The sequence below is a fragment of the Chitinimonas sp. BJYL2 genome, assembly GCF_027257935.1.
In the GTDB taxonomy this organism is placed as follows: Bacteria; Pseudomonadota; Gammaproteobacteria; order Burkholderiales; family Chitinimonadaceae; genus Chitinimonas.
The window spans coordinates 18512-42392 of sequence record NZ_JANZKW010000001.1; the positions used below are offsets into that span (position 1 = coordinate 18512).

Genomic DNA, 23881 nt, shown 5'->3' on the forward strand with positions numbered 1-23881 from the left:
ACGGTGCAATCCGTATTGCAGGGGGCAGGATGAAAACCCAGTTAGCCACGCTCTGTCTTGTTTGCGCTTGTGTTGCGCAAGCCACAGAGACGCTCAAGTTTCCGGTCAAGGCTTACCGGGTGGAAGGCAACTCCCTGCTGCCCGACGCCCAGATCCAGGCAGCACTTGCACCGTTCATCGGCCCGGAACGCGATTTTGCAGATGTGCAGCGCGCACTGGAGGCGCTCGAAGGCGAGTACCGCGCAGCCGGTTATGGTGTGTTGCAAGTCTACCTGCCCGAGCAGGAGCTCAATCAAGGCACCGTGCTGTTCAAGGTGATAGAACCGCGCCTGGGGCAAGTGCGTATCGAGGGTAGCCAGCACTACAGCGATCACAACATCCGCCGTACCCTGCCAGTTCTCAAGGAAGGCGCCGTTCCCAACACGGCGGACCTGACCCAGAGCCTGCGTCTGGCAAACGAACACCCCGCCCGTCGTCTGGCCGTCACCCTGCAGGCCGGGCAAGCCAACGACAGCGTGGACGCCACCATCAAGGTAAGCGAGGAGAAGCCCTGGCGTGCCTTCGTAGGCGTCGATAACACCGGCACCAGCGAAACCGGACGGACACGCCTGATGGTGGGCTATCAGCACGCCAACCTGCTGGACCTGGACCACGTACTCACCGCACAGATCACCACCTCGCCCGAGAAGGCCGATCAGGTGCAGATCCTGGGTCTCGGCTACCGGATCCCCCTCTATGCACTCGGCGACAGTCTGAGTCTTTACGCTGGCTATTCCAGCGTGGAATCCGGTGCGCTACAGGGCCTGTTTACCGTTAACGGCAAAGGCTTGGTTGCGGGTGCCCGCTACAACCAGGCATTACGGGACATTGGTGCCTATCAGCACAAGTTGAGCTGGGGCCTGGATTTGCGCCGTTTCGACAGTGCCACCACCTTTTCTGGCGGCGCCGCGCTACCGGAAAGCCGCTACACGCTGCGCCCCATCAGCGTGGGATACCAGGGCCAGCGGCAACGCAATGACTTCTCATACGATATCAACGCCAGCTTGGCCTACAACCTGATCAGCAGTGACAATCTGGCCATCAATGCAGGCCGTTTGGGCGCCAAAGAACATTATTCCGTGGTGCGTTACGGCACCAATCTTTACTACACCCCCGCCCCCGAATGGACACTGCATGCTGGTCTCAGCGGTCAGTTCAGCCGCGATGCGCTCGCCCCCGGTGAGCAGTTTGGTCTGGGTGGTGCGAGCAGTGTGCGGGGTTATGGTGAGCGCGTTGTTGCCGACGACGAAGGGGTGCTGGTCAACCTTGAAGCCTTCTCCCCGGATTGGGGTAGCAAGATGGGCTTAGCCGGTCTCAGTTTGCGCGGTGCAGCCTTCCTTGACTGGGGACGCCTGTCGCGCAATCAGCCCCTGCCCGGTGAAGCGACAAGTACGGAACTGGCGGGGGCAGGCCTGGGTTTGCGACTGAACTGGCAGAAAACTGCTGCCATCAAGCTGGACGTGGCAAGGGCACTCAAAGAGGGTGCCGCTGAGCAAAAGGGCGATACCCGCGTACACGTATCAGCCGTTTTATCGTACTGAAGAACTTAACTGGTCTTTCTCAGGGGTACTGCGTGCCCCTACCCCGCTCCGGCGGAAGGAGTTGATGATGAAACCCCAATCAAGCCAATTTGCGATCAAGGCAGTTTGCCTGGCCACCCTGGCCTGTTTTGCCCCGGTTGGGCATGCCAACCCGAGTGGCGGCAGTGTTGTTGCAGGCAGCGCAACCATCGAGCAGCAGGGGAACACCCTGACGGTGACCAACACGCCAGGTGCCATCATCAACTGGTCCGCCTTCTCTATCGGCAAGGACGAAATCACCCGCTTTGTGCAGCAAAGCAGCCAGAGCGCCGTGCTCAATCGCGTGGTCGGACAAGATCCATCGCAAATCCTGGGCAGCCTGCAATCGAATGGGCGCGTGTTCCTGATCAACCCTAACGGCATCGTCTTTGGTGAAGGCGCGCGCATTGATACGGCCGGCCTGCTTGCCTCAACGCTGAATCTGCGCGACGAAGACTTCAGCGCTGGCAAGCTCCGGCTCGAAGGGGCGGCGACGGGGACGGTCCGCAATGCGGCGCATATCACGACGCCCAGCGGCGGCTTCGTTTATCTGATTGCCCCTGCTGTCGAGAACAACGGCGTGATCGTTTCGCCCAATGGCGAAATCCTGCTTGCTGCCGGTGCTAGCGTGGAATTGGTGGATGGCGTGGATACCAGCTTGCGGGTCAAGGTTGCCGCGCCTGCCGGCAATGTCCTGAACGTGGGGAAAATGATTGCTGAACAAGGTCGCATCGGTATCTTTGCCGCTGCAATTCGCCAGCAGGGCTTGGTCAGCGCCAACCAGGCTGAACTCGGTGATGGCGGCAAAGTGGTGTTCCGCGCCAGTGGCAATATCGATCTGGCAAGCGGCAGCCTGACACGGGCCAAGGGAGGCGAGGTACTGATCGACTCGATCGGTGGGACGAGCACCCTCGGCGGCACGATCGACACCGCCAGTGCCCATGGCAAAGGCGGCAATGTACGGTTGCTGGGCGACGCAGTCACTCTGCAAGGCAGCGCACTCATCGATGCCCGGGGGCTGAATGGTGGCGGCGAAGTGCTGGTCGGTGGTGGTTATCAGGGCAAGGATGCCTCGGTACACAACGCGCGTACCACGAACATGGCCGCGGGCGCGTTGATCGATTCCAGTGCTACAGGTAATGGTGATGCGGGTCAGACCATCTTGTGGGCGGATGATCACACGAACATGCAAGGCACCATCCTTGCCAAGGGTGGTTTACTGGGCGGTAACGGTGCGCTGGTGGAAGTGTCCGGCAAACAGACGTTGCAGTATGGCGGTACGGTGGATACGAGCGCAGCCAACGGCAAGATGGGGACCTTGCTGCTCGACCCGACGGACATGACAGTCACGCAGTGCTGCGGACCTTGCGGAGTCAATCAGCTTGACGTCAGCACCATTGAAGGCTCGGCGACCAACTTCATACTTTCTGCCAACAATGCAACCTTCAACTACGCGCTGAATATCACGAGCGGCAAATCACTGACGGTAGATGCCGCGGGCACCATAGATATCTACTCGAGCATTACGTCAAATGGTGCATTGACCCTCAATTCGGGCAGCAACATCACGGTGTATAGCGCGCCGATCTCTGCCACCACCATCAACATGACCGCCACACAGATCGGCTTTGACGATTCGGCGGTGAATGCCTCGAGCAAGGTTACGCTCAACACGCCGAATCTTCTGGTTGGCGGGATCAGCACGATCACCGCCCCCACGGGTATCCACCTGAAGAGCAACTTCATCAATCTGGCGCCCAACTCGATCAACACCTCGTCCTCGCTGGTGATCGAGCCTTACTCTTCCGCCGACTTCACGCTGGATGCCACCTTCCTTGCGGGTATTGCGCCCAGCTCCAATGCGGCCCTGTTCCTGAAGGGTGGGAACATCACTCTCGCCAATGCACTGAACTGGGGTGGCGATGTCACCATTGTTGCCGGTACTGCATTTACCAATTCAGCAGGATCAACCGGTCTCAGCTCCACCAACGGCCGCTATCTGGTTTATTCCTACAGCCCTTCATCCGATGTGCGGGGGGTAGTAGGGGGGTTCAGCAAGCACTATAACCAGCCTTTCGTCGCCGGTTCTACGCCCAGCTACGCCAGCACCGGCAACTGGTTCTTCTACAGCTACGCGCCAACCCTGTATGTGATTCCTACAGGCGGAACGATCACTTACGGCGCCGCCATTCCGGGCACCTTTACGCTCGATTCCGCCGGCCTGATTGACGGTGACACCATGGCCAACGCCAATGTCACTGGCGCCCCTAGCTTCCAGGCGACGGTATCCTCCGGCACCATTGCCCAAGACATGATGGGTTCGCCCGCGCTGGCCGTGTTGGCGGCAACATCCGGGTCCGGCAGCCTCAATGTGGGTAACTACTCCCTGCAGTATCAATCCGGATTGGCATCGAGCCTTGGGTACCAGTTCAGCACCTACACGGGATCGCTGGTGGTGAATCCGGCCACGATCTCGATCGGCAGCCAGAACTACAGCAAGGTTTACGACGGCTCGACCATCGCAGATCTGAGCAAGAGTCTGTCCGGGGTGCTGCCGGGTGACCAAGTCGGACTGTCCGGGTTTGCCAACTTTGATAACAAGAACGTTGGCATGGGCAAGACCATTACGTTCAGCGGGATGAGCCTGTCCGGAACGGATTCGGGTAACTACATTCTGGCCAACTCCAGCGGCAGCGTATTGGGTGACATTACTCACGCCTTGCTCACGCTCAGCGGTATCGTCATAGACAACAAGGTTTATGACGGCTCCACGAAAGCCACGTTCTCGTCAACCGGTGCGCTTAGCGGTGTAATCAATGGCGATAACGTTGAGCTGAAAACCGACGCAGCCCAGTTTGCCGACAAGAATGTCGGGGATGGCAAGACCGTCACGATTTCGAATATTGCGCTGGGCGGCACAGATGGCGGCAACTATCTGCTTGATGTGAAGAGTTTTATTGGCAAGGCCAACATTACCCGCGCGCCGTCGGTCTCCTGGGTGGGTGGCGCGTCGGGTAACTGGATGGACCCCGCCAACTGGGCAGGCGGTGCCGTGCCCGACTTGGCCAACGTCGCCGCCGTCTCCATCCCGACGGGGACTTCGATTACCTTTGACGGCGGCACGGTCGATCTCGACAGCATCAGCTCCAGTGGCACGATCTCGCTGTCGGGTGGCGAACTCAAGATCAAAGGCGCGGTAAGTACCAGCGGATGGCAGCAGACTGCTGGCAGCCTCAGTGCTTCTACCCTCACGGTCACAGACAGCTTCAGTCAGACAGGCGGAACCATCAAGGCCGGCAACCTTGCCATTACGCAGACCGCCGGCAATACCGTACTGGGTAATATCGAAGTGGCCGAGGCCGGGATCAGTAGCGTCGGCGACGTGACACAGAGCGGTAGCATGAGCGTCTCTGGCCTGCTCAAGGTCAATGCAGCCAACGTGACGCTGGATGCCGCCAACAACAGCTTCAACAAGGTCAATATCGCCAGTTCTGGTAGTACCAAACTGACCGACACCGGTGATCTGATGGTTGAGAAGATCATCGCCGGCAGCAATATCAATCTCGTCGTCACCGGCAATCTGCTTGGCGAGGGTGCTGGCCCGCATCTGCAAGGGGTTGCCGCCGATCTGAAGGCGGCAAACATCAATCAGCTCAATATGGCGATGGATCAGCTGACCTTTGCAGCTAGCGGCGATGTAAAACTGCAAAATCAGAAAGCACTCAACCTGATGGCTAGCCAAGCCGGAGGCAGCGTTTATGTCGAGTCGTTCGGCGGCTTGACCACATCAGGCAAAGTTGTCGCAGGCACCAGTCTTGACCTGATTACCCACAGCCCAATGACCATTGGTACAGACGGCATTCAGGCTGGCACCGTCAAACTCAAGTCATTCTCCAGTGCAGGCGTGGATGACATCGTGATCAATGGCAATATCGTTGCCTCGGTCGGTAGCTGCGATGTCGAATCGGGTGGTGGCATCACCCAGAATGCCAACGTGCAAACCAGTGGTGGCGGCATTCAGATGGCAGCACTGGATGGCAGCCTGCTGATGGGTAGCAATGCCTCGTCATCCTCCAATGGTGGCAGCATCAACTACAGCGCACTCGGCGATATCACCCTGGCCCTGTTGGATGCGGGCAGTGGTGCAGTGGCACTCAACTCGACGCAGGGCGGCATCGGTTCCGTTGGTACGGGATTGAACATTCGCTCAGGCTCGCTGGATGCGTCGGCGCAGGGGGCCATTCGCCTGCAGGCAGATACCCCGCCCGATAAACTCAAGCTGGCTAGCACCTCCGGTCTGATCTTGATCACCGATCCTTCCGGCGTAGCCCTGCCGGGTAGCACCATCAGTACCGGTGGCACTACTACCGGCCCGACCGGTGTGCTTGTGCAATCGATCAACAACGTTGCCAACCAAGGCGGTCTGACCGTGGCGGACCCGCAAGATCAGGATGCAGGCACCCCGGGTCAGCAATCTGGCTCCACACCAACCGGCGAACAGGGACAAGACAATGACAAGCAGAAAAAAGCCAAGAAGTGCTAAGCAGCTGCTGGCGCCGCTTGTCCTCGCAGGATGGATGATGGTACCCGTCGGCGCGCTGGCGGACGCCGCAGGCACCGTATCCCAGCTGGCTGGGGTGCTCACGGCGCAAAAGGTGAGTGGGAATGTCAAGATTCTGGGCGTGCGCTCGGGTATCGAAACGGGCGATCTGCTATCCACCAGTGCCAATACCTATGCGAGGATCAAGTTCTCGGATGGTGGTGAGCTGACCTTGCGCCCTAATACGCGTATCCGTATCGACGACTACCGGTTTGATCAGGCCAAGCCACAGGAAGACAACGCATTCTTCAGTCTGATCAAGGGCGGGCTGCGCGCCGTAACGGGTTTGGTTGGCAAGCGTAACGGCCTATCGTCCTACAGGATGGCCACGCCTACCGCCACCATCGGGATTCGGGGCACCCATTACGGGGTGCTGTACTGTCGCCAGGACGACAGCGAGTGCGATGACTATCGCACCAACCGCGGCGAATCACCGCTGGATGGCTTGCATCTGGACGTGGTGGACGGACGGATCATCGTCAACAATGCTGCCGGCAGCCAGGAGCTGGCTGCCGGCCAGTATGGCTTCGTGGGGATCAATCAGGCGCCCGTCATCGTGCCGGAAACGACAGGCGTGCCCATCTCGATTGAAAACAAGGTGAATACCCCTGCCGAAAACGTGCTGGGCACACAGCCCAACCAGCAGGATTTCGAATGTACCGTGGGTAGCTGACCAAGGGCTTGGCCTGCAAGCCATCATCACCTTGCAAACGGGGCAGCCTTTAGCTGCCCCTTTGCTTTTGCGATGACATCGGTTCGTATCCCGGTTCAGATCCGCCGTGGTTGTCCGTCCTCGAATACCAGTAGCTCACCGGGCTGCATTCTGATCCAGGCTTCGTTATCAGTCAGCGGTTGCGTGGCGATGACGGCAACACGGTCATGCTCCCCCGTCAGGGCATCAAAGTCGATGCTGATGTCCCGATCAACCAGGTGCGCATCACCAAAGGGTGCCTGCCTGACCAGATAATGCAGGTTCGTGGCACAGTGCGCGATCAGCACGGTACCGTTCGACAGCAAGCAGTTGAGCGTCCCGCGCTCAGCCAGCTCACCCATCCTGAGCTTGAGAAACTGGGTCAGTGTCGGCATGTCCGGTTGGGTGGGGAACGCTGTCGCCAATGTCTCCATCAGCCAGCAAAATGCGTGCTCGCTGTCGGTATCACCAACAGGCTGGAAGCGATTGCCGCGCAAGGCAGGCAAGGATTTGAGATCACCATTGTGCGCAAATAGCCAATAACGCCCCCATAGTTCGCGCATGAAAGGATGGGTATTGGCCAGCGATACCTGGCCCACCGTGGCCTTGCGAATATGCGAGATGACATTGGTGGATTTGATCGGATACTGACGCACCAGATCCGCAATCGGCGATGAACAGGATGACTGCCAATCCAGGAACAGTCGGCAACCCGCACCTTCAAAGAACCCGATTCCCCATCCGTCTGCATGATGATCGGTCTCCCCTCCCCGGCGACGAAAACCCTCGAACGAGAAACAGATATCAGTCGGCACATTACAATTCATGCCCAATAGCTGGCACATGGTATGACTCATTTCCTAACAATTTCAGCGGCTTGTCTGCCAGACGGTCAAGCTGACACAGTCTTGGCGGCGTATATTTCAAGAGAGACCAGCAGTCATTGAATCGGGGCATGCAATGAACCTGAATTCGATATCCACCAATCTGAACCGCCTGTACGGCCTAGTATCCGACGATCCGTTTCGCCTGCAAAGCAGCGTCGGTCAATCAGTCGGCAGCCGCACGGGATTGGGTATCCCCTCAACGAGCGTCAAGCTGTCGGATTACGGCCGCCTGCAATCCTCCCTGTCGGAGCTAAGGCGGGCTTCGGCGAATCTGGACGCCCGGGATGAGATCGCGGCCTACAAGGTCAGTTCAAGCACAAATGTGGTGCAAGCCAGTGCGGGCAAACAGGTGCAAGGGGGCCAGACACTGGGTGTGGAGGTCAACCAGCTCGCTCGCGCCCAGAAGCTCCAGTCCCAAGCCGTGGCCGATGCAGATACCACCCAGATCGGTGGCGGCACCTTGCGGATCGAGTTTGGCCGGCTGGATGAATCCGGCAACGGCTTCAACCCGACCAGCGGAAGCGCCCGAAGCCTGACCATCCAGAGCACGGACAGCTCGCTCGATAGGATTGCCAGCCGTATCAACCGTGCAGATATCGGTGTTACGGCCAAAGTAGCCAAGGACAGCAACGATCAGTATCGCCTCGAAATCACGGGCAAGCAGAGCGGTGCCGCACAGGCATTCCGGATCACGGTGGACGATACGGATGGTAACGATACCGATAGCACGCAGGGACTGTCGCGATTGGCTTTCGACCCGGATACCGGTCCCGGCTATGGCAAGAATCTCAGCACCGTGCAAATCGCACAGGACGCCGAAGCCACCGTGGATGGCAAGCGCCTGAGCAGCAACACCAATACATTCTCTAATGTAGTACCCGGTATCAACCTGACAGCCAACACCACTGGCACGGCCAGAATCACCATTACCCGCGATACAGGTCAGGGCGAGAAGTCTGCAAAGGCCTTGGTGGCGGCATTCAATACCTTCCAAGGGCAGCTCAAGGATCTGGGTAGTGATGGCCTGACACGGAAAATCGGTAATGACATTGACAGGGCCATCAGTGGCGCGGAGACGGGCGCGGGACAAAAGCGGCTTACGTTGAGTGATCTGGGTATTCGCAAAGATGGCGACGGCCAACTCAAGCTGGATGAGGACAAGTTCAAACAGGCCTTCGCCAGCGATCCGGAGGGCGCCACTGCCCTGCTGGGAAATGCGGCAGCGCGCTTGGGCGCTGCCAGTGAAGACGCGCAAAGCGGAGTACTGCGCAAGACCAGCACTTCATTGAGACTGAATGATGCTGCTCCCCGTGGGCTCAGTGATGGATTCAACCCGGCCAGTAACCCGCTTGCCTATCGACAGACCACCAGCAATCTCTATGGTCTGGCACAGTATCTGTCGATTGCGGGACTACGCTGAGTAGGTTCCAACAACAAAAGCCCGGCATTGCCGGGCTTTTGTTGTTGCTCACCGCGCCTGGGTACTTACTCACCCATACCCGCAGCCACGGTGCTGTAACCCGCATCCACATGCATGATTTCGCCAGTCACCGCCGATGACAGATCCGACAGCAGGAAGGCCGCCACATTGCCCACCTCTTCAATCGTCACGTTACGCTTGAGCGGGGCCGACTCTTCCACGTGGTGCAGAATCTTCGAGAAGCCCGCGATACCTGCGGCCGCCAGCGTCTTGATCGGGCCGGCCGAGATGCCGTTGACGCGGATGCCCTGCCCACCCAGTGCGCTGGCCATGTAGCGCACATTGGCTTCCAGGCTGGCTTTGGCCAAGCCCATCACGTTGTAATTGACCACAGCACGCTCGGCGCCCAGGTAGCTCAGCGTCAGCAAGGCCGCGTTCGGGGCCAGCTGCGGACGCAACGCCTTGGCCAGCGCAGCAAAGCTGTAGCTGCTGATGTCGTGGGCGATCTGGAATGCCTCGCGGCTGACCGAGTCGAGGTAGTCGCCCGACAACGCCTCACGCGGGGCGAAACCGATCGAGTGGACCACGCCATCGATGCGATCCCAATGCTTGCCCAGATCAGCGGCCATGGCAGCGATTTCTTCATCGGAGCCGACATCGCAACGCAGGACGATGTCGCTGCCGAACTCAGCGGCCATGTCGACCACGCGGTCCTTGAGCTTGTCGTTCACATAGGTGAAAGCGAGCGTGGCGCCCTCGCGCTTGCAGGCCTCGGCAATGCCGTAGGCAATGGAACGGTTGGACAAGAGGCCGGTGATCAGGATCTTTTTGTCGGCGAGAAAACCCATTCTGAGTGCTTCCTTCACTTGGGGAAGCGAAGATTGTAGCTATCCCGCTGGCTTCGGCCAATGAAAGCCTGTCGGTCAAACGCTTGATTCATACTCGGCAAAACGGCTGGAACTTGAGCGCGATCAAGCCTTGCAGACCCTGCCTGCCTTAGTGTCCGGGCTTTGCCTGCAAGGAGCCGACATGGCGATTACCCTGTTCGACGACGGCGAACACCGCTGCCTGATGTTTGCCGATCTGGTCGATGATGATGACGACCACGCGGTCCAGGCCAACCAGTTCCTGATCGTTTCCGGCCGTGAAGGCGCACTGATCGACCCGGCCGGCAACATGACCTACAACGCGCTGATCATGGCCATGGCGCGGTATTTTCCGGCACGCGAACTCAAGTACATCCTCGCCTCGCATGCCGACCCCGACATCGTGGCCTCACTCAACAAATGGCTGATCGGCACCGATTGCACGCTGGTCGTATCGCGCCTGTGGGAGCGCTTCGTGCCGCACTTCTGCAATGTGGGCAATGCCAGCGGTCGCATCATGGGCCTGCCCGATGAAGGCGGCTGGATTGCGCTGGGCAATGATCGGCTGGCGGCCGTACCCGCGCATTTCCTGCATGCAGAGGGCAACTTCCATTTCTATGACCCACGCTCGGGCATCCTGTTTACGGGAGATATGGGCGCATCGATGGTCGAGCATGAGGCCGTCAACGCGCCGATCACGACCCTGGCTGAACTGGATCGGCACCTGAGCAATATGGATGGCTTCCACCGCCGCTATATGGTCAGCAACAAGGCCTGTCGCCTCTGGGCCAACATGGTGCGCCCCTGGGTGGAGCGCAACGAGATCAAGCTGTTCGTGCCGCAGCATGGCCGCTACTTCGTGGGCCGCGAAGTACTGCTGGGCTTTCTGGACTGGATCAGCAGCCTGCAATGCGGCATTGACCGCTTCGACGAGGGGCACTACCGGATGCCGCTTTAAGGAGGGCAGCCAGCCAACAAAAAGCCGGGCTATCGCCCGGCTTTTTGTTTGGGGTGCATCACGCTCAGTAAGCGTCGTCGGCCAAAGCCAACACAGCATCGGCACCGTTCACCAAGACATCGGCAAAACTGGCCGTCTGTGGCAGCAGATACGCCGCATAGAAGTTGGCGGTGATCAGCTTCGATTCAAAGAATGCCGCATCGCCCTCGCCATCGGCCAGCTTCTGCTTGGCGATCAGCGCGGCCCGGCCCATTTGCCAGCCACCCAGCGTCAGGCCCATCAGTTCCAGATACGCCACCGAACCGGCGGCGACTTCGCGCGGTTGGGACTCAAACTGGTTGACCACGTACTCGGTAGCGACACGGGCGTTGGCCAGTGCCTTGTCGAGGCCGCTGGCCAGTTCGGTCAGGCCGGCAGTGCGCAGCTGGGCAACCACGCTTTCCACCTCGGCCAGCATGGCCTTGGCAGTGGCACCCTTCTCGCTCGCGGTCTTGCGGCCAACCAGGTCCATGGCCTGGATGCCGTTGGTGCCTTCGTAAATGGCGCTGATGCGTGAGTCGCGCAGGTACTGGGCGGCACCGGTTTCTTCGATGTAGCCCATACCGCCGTGTACCTGCACGCCCAGACTGGCAATGCGGCTGGCGTTCTCGGTGTTCCAGCCCTTGACGATGGGGGTCAGGAAACCGACCACGGCACCCCACTTCTGGCGTTCGGCGGCGTCGGGATGGCGACCGGCCTTGTCGAGCGCGGCGCAGGCGTAGTAGGTCAATGCGCGTTCGGCTTCGACCAAGGCACGCATGGTCATCAGCATGCGGCGTACATCGGGGTGACGGATGATGGCGGCCGGGTTCGGGTTGTCCGAACCCAGTTCACGGCTTTGCAGACGATCACGCGCGTAGCCCACGGCCTTCTGATAGGCAGCCGATGCCAGCGCCATGCCTTCGACGCCCACGCCCAGACGGGCCGCGTTCATCATGGTGAACATATAGCCGAGGCCACGGTTGGCTTCGCCCACCAGATAGCCGATGGCACCACCGTTGTCGCCATAGCTCATCACGCAGGTCGGCGAGCCGTGAATGCCCATCTTGTGTTCGATGGACACGCATTGCAGATCATTACGCGGACCCAGCGAGCCGTCGGCATTGACCATGAACTTGGGCACCACGAACAGCGAGATCCCCTTCACGCCAGCCGGTGCGTCGGGCAAGCGGGCCAGCACGAGGTGGACGATGTTCTCGGCCATATCGTGCTCACCCCAGGTGATGAAAATCTTCTGGCCGGTGATCTTGTAGGTGCCATCGCCCACGGGCACGGCGCGGCTCTTGACCAGCGAGAGGTCCGAACCTGCCTGCGGCTCGGTCAGATTCATGGTGCCGGTCCACACGCCTTCCACCATCTTGGGCAGGTAGATCGTCTTCAGCTCGTCGGAGCCATGGTGTTCCAGCGCGGCAATCGCGCCCAGCGTCAGCAGCGGGCACAGCGAGAAAGCCATGTTCGAGGCTTTCCACATTTCCTCGACCGCCGTCGCGATCAGGCTGGGCATACCCTGGCCACCAAAATCGGCCGGCGCGTGCAGGCCGCCCCAGCCGTTTTCCACATACTGGGTGTAAGCGTCCTTGAATCCGGGCGCCGTGGTGACCACGGCATCAGCCAGCTTGTTGCCATGCTGATCACCCACGCGATTCAGTGGGGCCAGCACGTTCTCGGCGAACTTGGCGGCTTCTTCGAGAATGGCATCGGCGAGCTCGGGGTTCACATCTTCATAACCCGGCAGGGCGGACACTTCGCTAAGGCCGGCCAGTTCGTTCATCACGAAACGCATGTCGGCGAGCGGGGCTTGATAAGTCATGGCTGTCTCCGGTTTTAATTCGAGCGCTTGCTTGATTTGTGGGGCTTTAAAAACGGCCACCTTGGTGACCGTTTTAGTGCATGGACTGCTTATTTGTTCAGTTCGGCCAAGAGTTCAGGCACAGCGGTAAACAAATCGGCAACAAGACCATAGTCCGCCACCTGGAAGATCGGGGCTTCCTCGTCCTTGTTGATGGCGACGATGACTTTGGAATCCTTCATGCCGGCCAAATGCTGGATCGCACCCGAGATACCGACGGCGATATACAGCTGCGGCGCGACGATCTTGCCGGTCTGGCCGACCTGATAATCGTTCGGGGCATAGCCCGCATCCACCGCAGCACGGCTGGCGCCGATAGCAGCACCGAGTTTGTCGGCCAGCGGTTCGAGCACGCCGTGGAACTGCTCGCTGGAACCCAGCGCGCGGCCACCCGAGACGATGATCTTGGCGGCACCCAGTTCGGGGCGGGCGGACTTGGTCAGCTCTTGCGACACAAAGCCCGATTTGCCGGCATCGCTGCCTGCACCCACGGCTTCGATTGCGGCGCTGCCACCTTCGGCGACGGCGTCGAAGGCGGTGGTACGGACAGTCAGCACCTTGATCGAATCGCTCGACTGCACGGTGGCAATCACGTTGCCGGCGTAGATCGGGCGGACAAAGGTATCGGACGATTCAATGCCGATCACGTCGGAAATCTGCGCCACATCCAGCAAGGCAGCCACACGCGGCAGCACATTCTTGCCAAAGGTCGATGCCGGGGCCAGCACATGGCTGTAACCCTTGGCCAACTCAACCACGACGGGTGCCAGGTTCTCGGCCAGGCCGTGCGCCAGATGCGCGCCATCGGCAGTCAGCACCTTGGCGACGCCAACGAGCTTGGCGGCAGCTTGTGCGGCAGCGCCAGCATTGTGGCCAGCGACCAGCACGTGGATATCGCCACCCAGCTTTTGCGCGGCGGTCACGGTGTTCAGCGTGGCGGCCTTCAGGTGGGTATTGTCGTGTTCTGCGATAACGAGAATGGCCATGATCAGATCACCTTCGCTTCATTCTTGAGTTTGGCCACCAGCTCGGCCACCGAGCCCACCTTGATGCCCGCCGAGCGCGCGGCCGGCTCGGCCACCTTGATCAGCTTCAGGCGCGGTGCGGCATCCACGCCCAGATCGGCCGGGGTCACTTTGTCCAGCGGCTTCTTCTTGGCGGCCATGATGTTCGGCAGCTTCACGTAACGCGGTTCGTTCAGGCGCAGGTCGGTGGTGATGATCGCGGGCAGGCTCAGCGACACGGTCTCCAGACCGCCGTCGATTTCGCGGGTGACATTGACCTTGTCGCCAGCCAGTTCCACCTTGGAGGCAAACGTGCCTTGCGGGGCGTTCATCAATGCGGCCAGCATCTGGCCGGTCTGGTTGGCATCGTCGTCGATGGCTTGCTTGCCCAGCACTACCAGCTGCGGGGCTTCCTTATCGGCCACGGCCTTGAGCAGCTTGGCCACGGCCAGCGGCTGCAGTTCGGCCTCGGTTTCCACGTGGATGGCACGGTCAGCACCCATGGCCAGTGCGGTGCGCAGCGTTTCTTCACACTGCTTCACGCCCAGCGAGACCACGACGATCTCGGTGGCCTTGCCGGCTTCCTTGAGACGCACGGCCTCTTCGACGGCGATTTCGTCGAAGGGGTTCATGGACATCTTCACATTAGCGATATCGACGTTGGAGCCATCGGCTTTGACGCGAACTTTGACGTTGTAATCAACAACGCGTTTGACTGCGACCAGGATCTTCAAAACAGCCTCCGCAGGGGGGTCGTAGAGGGAATTCGTGGGCTCGGGTGCGGACACAGCATCGACTCACCATCGCGGGAGAACGATACGGCGCCAGCAGCAACGGCCTCTTCTAGAGCGCGTGAGGATAGCACCGAGGGGGTGCCAGCGTCACTTGAGCGTAGTCATACAAAATCTGACTACCTATTACCTTTGATCGAAAACTAGCACCTTGCGGCCGAATCAAACAAGCGTTTGATTTGTAGTGTAGGTCCCTCACCACAGCGCTGTCGCGATTGCCCCACCCCGCAGGCTTTGCCAGAATGCCCGGCCGCGCCTGTTGCGGCTGTTACCGATCGAGCTCCGCCTGCCATGAAAAACACCGCCACCCTGCTGATCTCGTGCCCTGACCGCAAGGGCCTGGTCGCCGCGATTGCGAACTTCCTCTACACCTACAACGCCAACATCCTGCACGCCGATCAGCATCAGGACGACGATGCCGGCTTGTTCCTGATGCGGGTGGAATGGGATCTGGATGGCTTCGCGCTCGACATGAATGCGTTCGAGGCTGCGTTTGCGCCCATTGCCGAACGTTTCGGCATGGACTGGAAGCTCAAGCGCTCGGCGCAGAAGCCGCGCATGGCGATCTTTGTGTCCAAGTACGATCACTGCCTGGTGGATCTGCTGCATCGTCGCCACACTGGCGAGCTCGATTGCGAGATCCCCTTGGTGATTTCCAACCACGAAGACTGCCGCCGCGTGGCGGAGTTCTACGGCATTGCTTATTACGTAATCGACGTGAACAAGGACAACAAGGCCGAGGCCGAGGCGCGTGAACACGCCCTGTTGCAGGAACACGGCATCGACCTGATCGTGCTGGCGCGCTACATGCAGGTGCTGTCGAGCGACTTCACTGCCAAGTGGAAACACCGCGTCATCAATATCCACCACAGCTTCCTGCCGGCCTTTGAAGGGGCCAAGCCCTACCACCGTGCCCATGCACGCGGGGTAAAGCTGATCGGTGCCACCAGCCATTACGTGACCGAGGTGCTCGACGATGGCCCGATCATCGAACAGGACGTTACCCGCATCTCGCACCGCGACACCGTGGACGCACTGGTTGAAAAGGGTCGCGATCTCGAACGCATCGTGCTCTCGCGCGCCGTGCGCTGGCATCTGGATCACCGCGTACTTGTATATGGCCACAAGACGGTTGTGTTCGACTGAACCAGCGCCTGCATGCCGTCCAGCTGCAAAAACAGTAAAAAAGTGTCTCACCGGCTGCAGCGCCTGCATGCCGTCCAGCTGCAAAAACAGTAAAAAAGTGTCTCACCGGCTGGTTCACGACCAGGCATCGCGCAAGAATGAGGCTTGCACCCATCGCCAAGGAGCGGCTCATGTCTACTCATCTCAAGGCAGGCCATACCGCTGCCATCTTGACCTGCGCACTGCTGGCCGGCTGCGCCAATGTCACCAACACCAGCTTGCTGGATGGCAGCCACACCTTCGGCCGCACCGAGCTCAATACCTATCCCGTTCGAGTGCTGGCCGTTGATGGTTACTACGGCGTGGACGTCAATCCGGTCCGCGCAGAACCCGGTGAGCGCGTGCTGCGTGTTGCGACGGCACCGGTAGCCGGCTTCCACAATCCGCCAACCAAGGACGTACGGTTTACCGTAGCGCCATGCAAGCGCTACTATCTGGCGGCCAAACGGCAAAGTCCGCTGAAACAGGATTTCGAGCTGATTGTGCAGTCCGTCGATGATCGACTGGATTGCCAGAAGCAGGGCTGAGCCGTATGACTGGCCATCGTTGCCACCACCTCTGACCCCGTCCCCGCCCAGCGCGCGGGATGCACGGATTGCCGGCCATGTCGGCAATCCGTCGTTTTGAAGACGCCATGCTGCCTTTCTTTCAGGACGCCTTTGACCTTGCCCGGTTCCGGGTCAAGCCACTAGAACACTACGCCTACGACTGGTGGCAGCCCATCGCATGGCTGACCACGCTGGCGATCCTGCCCGTGCTGCTGGCCTTGGGTAAGACCGGCAATCCACTGGGCATGCTGGCGTTCTCGCTCGCGGCCAGCTGGGGGCAGGCACTGCTGTTCACCTTTTTCTTTGCTTGGTGGATCAGGAAGCATCCACAAACCCAGATACGCGGCTCACTGTTTCCGCTGGTAGTGCTGGCCAGCAGTGCCCAGCTGAGCGGACTGCTGCTGTCGATCACGCCCGAGATGCTGGTGCCGCTGGTGTTTCTGGGTCTGCTGGTCTACCAGTTTGCCGTACTGCTCAATGCTCTGGCCAAAACCCACAGCCTGCCGGTGCGCTATATGGTCAACGGCCTGATGGTGTATCTGGCCGGCTGCTTTGCCCTCAGCGTGCTGATTGCCATGCTGCTGATCATGGCGGGTGTGGAAATGCCGCAGCTACCCGCAGCTCCCGCCAACGCACCAGCTACGGCGCAGGGCAACGCCTGATATGGCCGGCTTCCGCTATCAGGTACTGGATGCCAATGGCCGCGCCAGCGAGGGCGTGATCGAGGCGGATAACGCCAAGCTGGCCCGTGCCAGCCTGCGCGATCAAGGCTTGTGGGTTGTAGAGCTCGGCGAGCTGGCGGCGGCCGACGCGGCTGGCAAGGCGCGTAGCCGCACCGGCATCGGTGCCGCCGAGCTATCGCTGATCACCCGTCAGTTTGCCACCTTGCTGGATGCGGGCCTGACCATTGAGCGCGCACTCACCGTGCTGATCGAACAAACCGAAAACCCGCGCAGCCGCGATGTGCTGGCCGGTGTGCGCAGCGAGGTGCTGGCCGGCGCGCCCGTCAGCGTGGCGCTGAATCGGCATCCACGGGTGTTTCCCGAGTTGTATCGCACCATCGTCCGGGCAGGCGAGGAGTCGGGCAAGGCGGCGGGGGTGATGGGTCGCTTGGCCGACTATATGGAAGCCCGCCGGGCGCTCACGTCCAAGGTCACGCTGGCTTTTGTGTACCCTGCCGTGGTGCTGTCGGTGTCGCTGCTGGTCATTGTGGGCATGCTCTGGTGGGTCGTGCCGCAGATGGTGGGCGTGTTCCAGAGTGCCAAGCAGGAGCTACCTTTCCTGACCCGTGCGCTGCTCGCGATATCCAGCGGTATCCGGGAGTACGGTATCTGGGGCGCCGCTGCAATGGGTGGCGCGGTGATTGCCTTCCAGCGCGCGCTACGCCTGCCCGCATTCCGCCAGCGCGTCGATGGCCTGCTGTTGCGCCTGCCCCTGTTTGGCCGTCTGAACCGGGCTGGCAATACCGCGCGGCTTGCCAGCACGCTATCGATTCTGGTGGGCAGCGGCGTACCGTTGCTCAAGGCCATGGAAGCCGCGGCCGGCGTGGTGCAGAACGGCGTGCTGCGCGAGGCGGTGCTGTCGGCATCGCGCGATGTGCGCGAAGGTGCAACCTTGTCGCGCGCACTGGAGCGGCAGAAGCTGTTCCCGCCCGTACTCGTGCATCTGATCGCCAGCGGTGAAGCCACCGGCCGGCTGGATGCCATGCTGGATCGTGCGGCGCAGCAGCAAACCGGCGAGCTCGAACAGCGCGTCGCCACGTTCACCAGCCTGCTCGGCCCGATGATGGTGCTGCTGATGGGTGTGGCCGTGCTGTTGATCGTGCTGGCTATCCTGTTACCCGTATTTGAAATGAACCAGCTCGTACGATGATGGCCCAAGATTGCGATACCACCGTTGCCACCCTGCGTGCCCAGGTCGCCGCCTTTGTCGCCGCGCGCGACTGGCAGCAGTTCCATAGCGGCAAGAATCTGGCCATGAGCATCGCCATCGAGGCGGCCGAGCTGATGGAGCACTTCCAGTGGGCACCGCCCGCTGACGGCACCATCAACAAGGCCGAAGTCGCCGAGGAGCTGGCCGATGTGCTGATTTATGCGATGTCGTTTGCCAACACGCTCGATATCGACATCAGTGCCGCCATCACCGCCAAGCTCGCCAAGAACGAAACCCGTTTCCCGGTGCCCGCCGGCACCCTTCCCCACCCGGAGTCTTCACGATGAAGCAAAGCAGCCGTCAACGCGGTTTCACCCTGATCGAGATTCTTGTCGTGATCGCCATTCTCGCCATCTTGGGCGCACTAGTGGTCCCCAAGATCATGAGCCGTCCCGACGAGGCCCGCGTGGTCGCTGCGCGCCACGATGTGCAGGCTGTGGTGCAGGCGCTCAAGCTCTACAAGCTTGATAACGGCGTTTACCCCAGCACCGAACAGGGCCTCAAGGCGCTGGTCGAGAAGCCCACCAGCGGTACGATTCCCGGCAACTGGAAAGCCTATCTGGACAAACTGCCCCGCGACCCCTGGGGCCGCGATTATCTGTACCTGAACCCCGGCATCAAGGGCGAGATCGATGTGCTGAGCTACGGTGCCAATGGCCAGGCCGGCGGCGAAGGATTTGATGCCGATATCGGTTCATGGATGCTGTGAAGTCATAACGGTGAGCCTGCACGCCCGTCTGGGTCATGAGAGAAATACGGCCTGCCTGCGTTCCTGTATGGGTCACAGGCAGACCGGCTCATTCCGGCATGGCGCTGGCTTCACGCTGATTGAAATCCTGGTGGTGATGGTCATCGTGGGCATCATCGTCACGCTGGCGGCGGTGCGCTTTGGCGGCAGTGATCAGGACGCCCTGATCCGCGAGGCCGAGCGGCTATCGCTATTGCTGGAGGCCGCGCGTGACGAGGCAATCGCCACGGGCACCACGCTCGGTTTTGATGCCGAGGATCAGCAGTATCGCTTCTGGCAACAAGGGCAGGACTATACCTGGCAGCCGCTGTCCGGCAACGACACCCTGCGACCACGCGAGCTGCCGGTACCTGTTCGCCTTGGCGATATCAGGGTGAACCGCCAGCCCTTGGTGGCGGGACAGAAGGTGGTTTTCACCCCGTCTGGCGTCAACGCCCCATTCGAGTTCACGATCAGTGCAGGTGCCGAACTACGCAGGTTGAGTGCGGATGCGCTGGGCCGTGTCGCCGTGGCGGCGCCCGGGGTATCGGCACCATGAGACGGGCCGGCTTCACCCTGATCGAGGTGCTGGTCGCGCTGGCGGTGCTGGCCATCGCCCTCACGGCCTCGGTACGGGCAACCCTGGTAGTCAGCGACGGGTCCTTGTCTTTGCGTCGCCATCTGGCTGGTGGCTGGGTGGCCCAGAATCGGCTGAACGAACACATCGCGCTGGGCCGGTTCCCGGATACCGGCATGAGCGAAGGTCAGACCCGGCAGGCGGGCATGGATTTCAGCTGGCGTGAAACGGTGTCCGAAACGCCCAATAAAGCATTCCGGCGCGTGGAAGTGCGCGTTTTCTCTCAGCAGGACAGCACCCATGCGGATGCCATCCTCATCGGTTACATCGCTAATGTATCGCGCTGAGTGCCGGTCTACCCATCGCCTGCGCATCAGCGGTTTTACCCTGATCGAGATCCTCGTCGCTTTGGCGGTGTTCAGTGTGCTGGCCATCATCTCTTACCAAGGTGTGGCACGCATGGCCGTCGCCAAGCAGGTGATGGACGCGGACAACCGCAAATGGCGCGAGCTGACCGTAGCGCTGGCTCGTTTCGAGGAAGATTTCTCGCAAGTGGCGGACCGCGCCTGGCGCGATGAAGGCGGCACCTTGCGTAGTGCCGTACGGGGCGGGCCCGGCACACAGGATGCCAATGGTGCGCAACTCGAACTGGTCCGCTACGACGGCGGACGCCTGACCCACCTGGGCTATCGCCAGCGCGATGGCAAGCTGGAGCTGCTGATCTGGGACGCGCTCGATCTCGCGCCGCGCAGCGCCCCGACCGCGTTGGCATTGCTGGAGGGCGTGGATGCCCTGTCCTTGCGGTTTCTGGACCGCAGTGGTCAGTGGTATCTTGCCTGGCCACAAGGCCAGCAGGCCGCACAAACACCACGGGCTGTCGAAATCAAACTCACCCTGACCGGTGGTGACACCATCACCCGGCTGTTCGTGCTGCCATGAAACGCCTGTACCCGACCCAATCCGGCATCGCCATTGTGACGGCCGTCGCCGTGGCGGCACTGGTCGCCGCACTGGCCGGCATGATTGCCTTCCGGCATACCCTGTGGCTACGTCAGGTCGAGAACCAGCAGGATCTGGCACAGGCGCGCAATGTAGCCAACGCCGCCATCGACCTGAGCCGCCTGACGCTGCAGGCCGATTCGCGCCAGAACCGGATCGACCATGCGCAGGAAACCTGGGCCATTCCGATTCCCAATCTGCCCGTGGAACAAGGCAACGCCGGTGGCCGCATTCTCGATGTGCAAGGCCGCTTCAATCTCAACAACCTGATTCGCAATGGCGCCGTCAGCACCACCGACCTGGAAGCCTTTCAGCGCCTGCTCGGCAAAGCGGGCCTGAGCCCGGATCTGGCCAATGCCGTACTCGACTGGATGGATGCCGATAGCGAAACGCGCTATCCCGGCGGTGCCGAGGACCGGGAGTATCTGGCGCAGAACCCGGCCTACCGCACCGCCAACCGGCCACTGTTCGATATCGGCGAGCTGGCGCAGATACGGGGATTCACCCCGGATGGCTTGCGACGCCTGCAGGCTGAACTGACCGCCCTGCCTGTCGCCACGCCTATCAATGTCAACTTTGCCTCGGCCGATACCCTGATGGCGATCCTGCCCGGGCTGAGTGATGGCGATGCAGCGGCTATCGTGCGCCAGCGCGAATCACGTCCCTACCAGAGCGAAGGCGAATTCAAGGCGATGCTGCCAGACAGCATCGCCGGGCTGGCCACACCGGAGCGAGTGGGGATGGAGTCTCGCTATCTGCTCAGCGAGGTCGATGCCCGTTTCGGCCGGGTGACCGTGTCCTATCGGGCACTGCTGGAGCGCAATGGTGACCAGGTGCCGCGCATCGTCTGGATACGCCGTCGCTAAGCACAGCCCCGGTTTGGCGTTTGCCGGCTTGTCCGCTAGAGTCGTGGCTGGTGAATGGAAAGGGTAATCCCGAATGGCTCGCCATACCGCAGGCCACCTGATTGCACCCCTGCTCGGTTACGTGCTGATGCTGCTGGCCACGGGCCCGGTGCACGCTGCTGCCACCCCGTCAGCAAGCCTGCCGGTACTGCACGTCGTGGGCGATCACGCGCCGCCCTTCCGCATCATGGAGGGCAACCAGTGCACCGGTATGTACTGCGAAGTCATGCAACTGCTTGCCCAGCGCGCCGGTTATGCCCTGCAGTTCAGCAATGTGCCGCCCAAGCGCGCCCTGAAGATGATGGAATTGGGGGAGGCGGACATCATGTTGGGGCCTAACCGCATTCCGGCACGCGAACACTATCTGCATTTCATGGTGGCGAGCTTCCCGCCGGCCAACAAGGCCTTCTACGTGCGGCCAGGCGGTCCTGCGATCAACGGCTACGAAGACCTCAACGGACTCACCATTTCTGTCGAAGCAGGCAAGGTCTTTTTTGAGCCGTTTGATTCCGACAGACAGCTGAAACGTGACCCGGTTACCGATTCACTCACCGCCCTGCGCAAGGCCGCCACGGGCCGAAGTGATGCGGCCTTGCTGCCCGAGTTCGAGGGGGACTGGTTGATACGCCGCAATGGCCTGAACCTGGACAAGGCGGCATGGCGCGTACCGGGACGCGTCTCGCATATCGCGTTCTCGCGCGCGTCCCCCAAACACGCTGCTATCGAGCCGCTTGAAGCGGCTTTTGCAGAGATGGCGCGCGATGGCAGCCTCAAGGCCATCATCAGCCGCTACCAGTAAGTGCCTGGCTCAGAACGGCAGATCCTTGCCCAGCTCACGGGCCAGCAAGCGGCGGAAGGTGGCCTGTATCCGCTTGAGTGCCTTGCTGTCATCGCCCTCGAACCGCAATACCAGTACGGGCGTGGTATTGGATGCCCGCAGCAAGCCGAACCCGTCCTCATATTCCACCCGCAAACCATCCAGCGTGACCAGTTCGGCCTCGGGAAAGCTTGCGCTCTTTTGCAAGCGGGCAATCAGCGCATGGGCGTCGCCCTCGGCCATCGGGATCTGGATTTCGGGTGTGCTGACCCCCTGAGGCAAGGCATTGAGCAAGGCGCTGGCATCTTCAACCTGGGACAGGATTTCCAGCAGCCGCGCACCGGCGTAAACCCCATCATCAAAGCCGAACCATCGCTCGGCGAAGAACAGATGGCCCGATAACTCGCCGCCAACCAACGCACCGGTTTCCTTCATCTTGGCCTTCATATAACTGTGGCCAGTACGCGCCATCACCGCCTTGCCCTTGTGGGCCTTGACCCAGGGAGCCACCAGGCGGCTCGATTTGACGTCGTACACCACCTTGCCGCCCGGCTCGCGGCCCAAGGCATCGGCGGCAAACGCCATCAGCAAGCGATCGGGGTAAATGATGTTGCCGTCCTTGGTCACCACACCCAGTCGGTCGGCATCGCCATCAAAAGCAAAGCCGACTTCGGCATCCGTCATGGCGAGCGCCTGCGTCAGTTCTGCCAGATTCTCCGGCCTCGCCGGGTCGGGGTGGTGATTGGGGAAGCGGCCGTCGGGTACGCAATTGAGCTCGCGCACGCGGCAACCGAGCCGCCGGTACAGCACCGGCGCAAGCAAACCGCCGACACCGTTGCCCGCATCCACCACCAGGCTGATCCGCCGCTGCAGTGTCAGATCGCCGACAATGTGCCGGTAGTAGGCCTCACGCACATCAGCGCTACTGTAAGTACCCGCACCTTGGGCAAACTCGGCAGCCTCGATACGCGCACGCAGGGCCTGGATGGCATCGCCCGCCAGGGTTTCGCCCGCCAGCATGATCTTGATGCCGTTGTACTCGGGCGGATTATGACTACCCGTCACCATCACGCCCGATAGCGTCTGCAGATGGTGGGCGGCAAACCACACCAGCGGCGTAGTGACCACGCCGGTATCGATCACGGCTGTCCCGGTTTCCCGTAAACCGGCGATCAGGGCCTCGGTGAGTGCCGGGCTGGACAAGCGGGCATCGCGGCCAACCACAACACGGGTCTGCTGCCGGGCCACCGCCTCGCTGCCGATGGCACGGCCAATCAACCGGGCGGCATCAACCGTGAGGGTTTCGCCCACGATGCCGCGTATGTCGTAGGCCTTGAACAACTGGGGAGCAAGCATCGGGGTTCCCGCTGAGAATCGGTTATCGGGGCATGCATCAGCTCGGGGGCCGACGCATGGGAGCAGCAAACATCGCAGGACTCACGCCAGGCGGCAAGACCTTGCCACAGGGTGCGATATCGCGCCAAACCA

At 60.9% G+C, this 23881-nt stretch carries 22 protein-coding genes; 16 read left to right on the top strand and 6 right to left on the bottom strand.

Annotated features, from left to right (window positions below):
* Nucleotides 1-29 precede the first annotated feature (29 nt).
* The 3 genes from O9X62_RS00075 (at nucleotide 30) to O9X62_RS00085 (ending at nucleotide 6871) form a co-directional block, all read left to right on the top strand.
* Nucleotides 30-1580: a ShlB/FhaC/HecB family hemolysin secretion/activation protein gene (locus O9X62_RS00075; RefSeq protein ID WP_269530739.1), complete on the top strand. Its 1551-nt coding sequence runs from the start codon at nucleotides 30-32 to the stop codon at nucleotides 1578-1580.
* A gap of 67 nt (nucleotides 1581-1647) precedes the next feature.
* Nucleotides 1648-6141 (top strand): YDG domain-containing protein, encoded by a 4494-nt coding sequence (locus O9X62_RS00080; RefSeq protein ID WP_269530740.1) that lies wholly within the window; start codon nucleotides 1648-1650, stop codon nucleotides 6139-6141.
* A gap of 34 nt (nucleotides 6142-6175) precedes the next feature.
* On the top strand, nucleotides 6176-6871 hold the full coding sequence (locus O9X62_RS00085; protein WP_269530741.1) for a FecR family protein: 696 nt from the start codon (nucleotides 6176-6178) through the stop codon (nucleotides 6869-6871).
* A gap of 95 nt (nucleotides 6872-6966) precedes the next feature.
* Here the strand turns inward: O9X62_RS00085 and O9X62_RS00090 are convergent, their stop codons facing one another.
* A complete protein-coding gene (locus tag O9X62_RS00090) occupies nucleotides 6967-7734 on the bottom strand; it encodes a class II glutamine amidotransferase (RefSeq protein WP_269530742.1) in 768 nt (255 codons plus the stop codon).
* Between the two features lie 115 nt (nucleotides 7735-7849).
* Here O9X62_RS00090 and fliD point away from each other — a divergent pair, with 115 nt between their 5' ends.
* Nucleotides 7850-9196: a flagellar filament capping protein FliD gene (gene fliD / locus O9X62_RS00095; RefSeq protein ID WP_269530743.1), complete on the top strand. Its 1347-nt coding sequence runs from the start codon at nucleotides 7850-7852 to the stop codon at nucleotides 9194-9196.
* A 65-nt stretch (nucleotides 9197-9261) separates the two neighbouring features.
* Here fliD and fabI read toward each other — a convergent pair whose 3' ends face one another.
* Nucleotides 9262-10044 (bottom strand): enoyl-ACP reductase FabI, encoded by a 783-nt coding sequence (gene fabI, locus O9X62_RS00100; RefSeq protein ID WP_269530744.1) that lies wholly within the window; start codon nucleotides 10042-10044, stop codon nucleotides 9262-9264.
* A 181-nt stretch (nucleotides 10045-10225) separates the two neighbouring features.
* Here fabI and O9X62_RS00105 point away from each other — a divergent pair, with 181 nt between their 5' ends.
* A complete protein-coding gene (locus O9X62_RS00105; RefSeq protein ID WP_269530745.1) occupies nucleotides 10226-11020 on the top strand; it encodes an MBL fold metallo-hydrolase in 795 nt (264 codons plus the stop codon).
* A gap of 64 nt (nucleotides 11021-11084) precedes the next feature.
* Here O9X62_RS00105 and O9X62_RS00110 read toward each other — a convergent pair whose 3' ends face one another.
* The 3 genes from O9X62_RS00110 to O9X62_RS00120 all read right to left on the bottom strand — a co-directional run bounded on the left by O9X62_RS00110 (nucleotide 11085) and on the right by O9X62_RS00120 (nucleotide 14646).
* A complete protein-coding gene (locus O9X62_RS00110; protein ID WP_269530746.1) occupies nucleotides 11085-12869 on the bottom strand; it encodes an acyl-CoA dehydrogenase C-terminal domain-containing protein in 1785 nt (594 codons plus the stop codon).
* Nucleotides 12870-12958: 89 nt separating this feature from the next.
* Complete coding sequence (locus tag O9X62_RS00115; protein ID WP_269530747.1) at nucleotides 12959-13894, bottom strand: electron transfer flavoprotein subunit alpha/FixB family protein; 936 nt, start codon at nucleotides 13892-13894, stop codon at nucleotides 12959-12961.
* Between the two features lie 2 nt (nucleotides 13895-13896).
* A complete protein-coding gene (locus O9X62_RS00120) occupies nucleotides 13897-14646 on the bottom strand; it encodes an electron transfer flavoprotein subunit beta/FixA family protein (protein ID WP_269530748.1) in 750 nt (249 codons plus the stop codon).
* A gap of 348 nt (nucleotides 14647-14994) precedes the next feature.
* Here O9X62_RS00120 and purU point away from each other — a divergent pair, with 348 nt between their 5' ends.
* The 11 genes from purU to O9X62_RS00175 all read left to right on the top strand — a co-directional run bounded on the left by purU (nucleotide 14995) and on the right by O9X62_RS00175 (nucleotide 22375).
* Complete coding sequence (gene purU, locus O9X62_RS00125; RefSeq protein ID WP_269530749.1) at nucleotides 14995-15849, top strand: formyltetrahydrofolate deformylase; 855 nt, start codon at nucleotides 14995-14997, stop codon at nucleotides 15847-15849.
* A gap of 170 nt (nucleotides 15850-16019) precedes the next feature.
* Nucleotides 16020-16415 (top strand): hypothetical protein, encoded by a 396-nt coding sequence (locus tag O9X62_RS00130; protein WP_269530750.1) that lies wholly within the window; start codon nucleotides 16020-16022, stop codon nucleotides 16413-16415.
* Nucleotides 16416-16492: 77 nt separating this feature from the next.
* On the top strand, nucleotides 16493-17098 hold the full coding sequence (locus O9X62_RS00135; protein WP_269530751.1) for a hypothetical protein: 606 nt from the start codon (nucleotides 16493-16495) through the stop codon (nucleotides 17096-17098).
* A 1-nt stretch (nucleotide 17099) separates the two neighbouring features.
* Nucleotides 17100-18308, top strand: coding sequence for a type II secretion system inner membrane protein GspF (gene gspF / locus O9X62_RS00140; protein ID WP_269530752.1), 1209 nt, complete (start codon nucleotides 17100-17102; stop codon nucleotides 18306-18308).
* Nucleotides 18305-18655, top strand: coding sequence for a nucleotide pyrophosphohydrolase (locus O9X62_RS00145; RefSeq protein ID WP_269530753.1), 351 nt, complete (start codon nucleotides 18305-18307; stop codon nucleotides 18653-18655). Before gspF ends, O9X62_RS00145 begins: the two co-directional genes overlap by 4 nt.
* The gene (gene gspG, locus O9X62_RS00150) at nucleotides 18652-19077 is read left to right on the top strand and encodes a type II secretion system major pseudopilin GspG (RefSeq protein ID WP_269530754.1); all 426 of its coding nucleotides are present in this window, start codon (nucleotides 18652-18654) and stop codon (nucleotides 19075-19077) included. Before O9X62_RS00145 ends, gspG begins: the two co-directional genes overlap by 4 nt.
* A 10-nt stretch (nucleotides 19078-19087) precedes the next feature.
* On the top strand, nucleotides 19088-19654 hold the full coding sequence (gene gspH, locus O9X62_RS00155; RefSeq protein ID WP_269530755.1) for a type II secretion system minor pseudopilin GspH: 567 nt from the start codon (nucleotides 19088-19090) through the stop codon (nucleotides 19652-19654).
* Nucleotides 19651-20019, top strand: coding sequence for a type II secretion system minor pseudopilin GspI (gene gspI, locus O9X62_RS00160; protein WP_269530756.1), 369 nt, complete (start codon nucleotides 19651-19653; stop codon nucleotides 20017-20019). The genes gspH and gspI overlap by 4 nt, the downstream gene beginning before the upstream one ends.
* Nucleotides 20006-20611: a type II secretion system minor pseudopilin GspJ gene (gene gspJ, locus O9X62_RS00165; protein ID WP_269530757.1), complete on the top strand. Its 606-nt coding sequence runs from the start codon at nucleotides 20006-20008 to the stop codon at nucleotides 20609-20611. The genes gspI and gspJ overlap by 14 nt, the downstream gene beginning before the upstream one ends.
* Nucleotides 20608-21537, top strand: coding sequence for a type II secretion system minor pseudopilin GspK (gene gspK, locus O9X62_RS00170; protein ID WP_269530758.1), 930 nt, complete (start codon nucleotides 20608-20610; stop codon nucleotides 21535-21537). Before gspJ ends, gspK begins: the two co-directional genes overlap by 4 nt.
* Before the next feature lie 73 nt (nucleotides 21538-21610).
* Complete coding sequence (locus O9X62_RS00175) at nucleotides 21611-22375, top strand: ABC transporter substrate-binding protein (protein WP_269530759.1); 765 nt, start codon at nucleotides 21611-21613, stop codon at nucleotides 22373-22375.
* Nucleotides 22376-22384: 9 nt separating this feature from the next.
* Here the strand turns inward: O9X62_RS00175 and O9X62_RS00180 are convergent, their stop codons facing one another.
* Nucleotides 22385-23749, bottom strand: a complete 1365-nt coding sequence (locus O9X62_RS00180) for a phosphomannomutase/phosphoglucomutase (RefSeq protein WP_269530760.1) — start codon at nucleotides 23747-23749, stop codon at nucleotides 22385-22387.
* Between the last annotated feature and the right edge of the window lie 132 nt (nucleotides 23750-23881).

Bases quoted from the DNA above. Each gene is read 5' to 3' on its own strand.
- O9X62_RS00105 (WP_269530745.1), top strand. From the start codon at position 10,226: ATGGCGATTACCCTGTTCGACGACGGCGAACACCGCTGCCTGATGTTT.
- gspG (WP_269530754.1), top strand. From the start codon at position 18,652: ATGAAGCAAAGCAGCCGTCAACGCGGTTTCACCCTGATCGAGATTCTT.
- purU (WP_269530749.1), top strand. From the start codon at position 14,995: ATGAAAAACACCGCCACCCTGCTGATCTCGTGCCCTGACCGCAAGGGC.
- O9X62_RS00090 (WP_269530742.1), bottom strand. From the start codon at position 7,734: ATGTGCCAGCTATTGGGCATGAATTGTAATGTGCCGACTGATATCTGT.
- fliD (WP_269530743.1), top strand. From the start codon at position 7,850: ATGAACCTGAATTCGATATCCACCAATCTGAACCGCCTGTACGGCCTA.
- O9X62_RS00115 (WP_269530747.1), bottom strand. From the start codon at position 13,894: ATGGCCATTCTCGTTATCGCAGAACACGACAATACCCACCTGAAGGCC.
- O9X62_RS00180 (WP_269530760.1), bottom strand. From the start codon at position 23,749: ATGCTTGCTCCCCAGTTGTTCAAGGCCTACGACATACGCGGCATCGTG.
- O9X62_RS00130 (WP_269530750.1), top strand. From the start codon at position 16,020: ATGTCTACTCATCTCAAGGCAGGCCATACCGCTGCCATCTTGACCTGC.
- O9X62_RS00145 (WP_269530753.1), top strand. From the start codon at position 18,305: ATGATGGCCCAAGATTGCGATACCACCGTTGCCACCCTGCGTGCCCAG.
- gspI (WP_269530756.1), top strand. From the start codon at position 19,651: ATGAGACGGGCCGGCTTCACCCTGATCGAGGTGCTGGTCGCGCTGGCG.
- gspK (WP_269530758.1), top strand. From the start codon at position 20,608: ATGAAACGCCTGTACCCGACCCAATCCGGCATCGCCATTGTGACGGCC.
- O9X62_RS00085 (WP_269530741.1), top strand. From the start codon at position 6,176: ATGATGGTACCCGTCGGCGCGCTGGCGGACGCCGCAGGCACCGTATCC.
- O9X62_RS00135 (WP_269530751.1), top strand. From the start codon at position 16,493: ATGTCGGCAATCCGTCGTTTTGAAGACGCCATGCTGCCTTTCTTTCAG.
- O9X62_RS00075 (WP_269530739.1), top strand. From the start codon at position 30: ATGAAAACCCAGTTAGCCACGCTCTGTCTTGTTTGCGCTTGTGTTGCG.
- O9X62_RS00080 (WP_269530740.1), top strand. From the start codon at position 1,648: ATGAAACCCCAATCAAGCCAATTTGCGATCAAGGCAGTTTGCCTGGCC.
- gspJ (WP_269530757.1), top strand. From the start codon at position 20,006: ATGTATCGCGCTGAGTGCCGGTCTACCCATCGCCTGCGCATCAGCGGT.
- O9X62_RS00110 (WP_269530746.1), bottom strand. From the start codon at position 12,869: ATGACTTATCAAGCCCCGCTCGCCGACATGCGTTTCGTGATGAACGAA.
- fabI (WP_269530744.1), bottom strand. From the start codon at position 10,044: ATGGGTTTTCTCGCCGACAAAAAGATCCTGATCACCGGCCTCTTGTCC.
- gspF (WP_269530752.1), top strand. From the start codon at position 17,100: ATGGCCGGCTTCCGCTATCAGGTACTGGATGCCAATGGCCGCGCCAGC.
- O9X62_RS00175 (WP_269530759.1), top strand. From the start codon at position 21,611: ATGGCTCGCCATACCGCAGGCCACCTGATTGCACCCCTGCTCGGTTAC.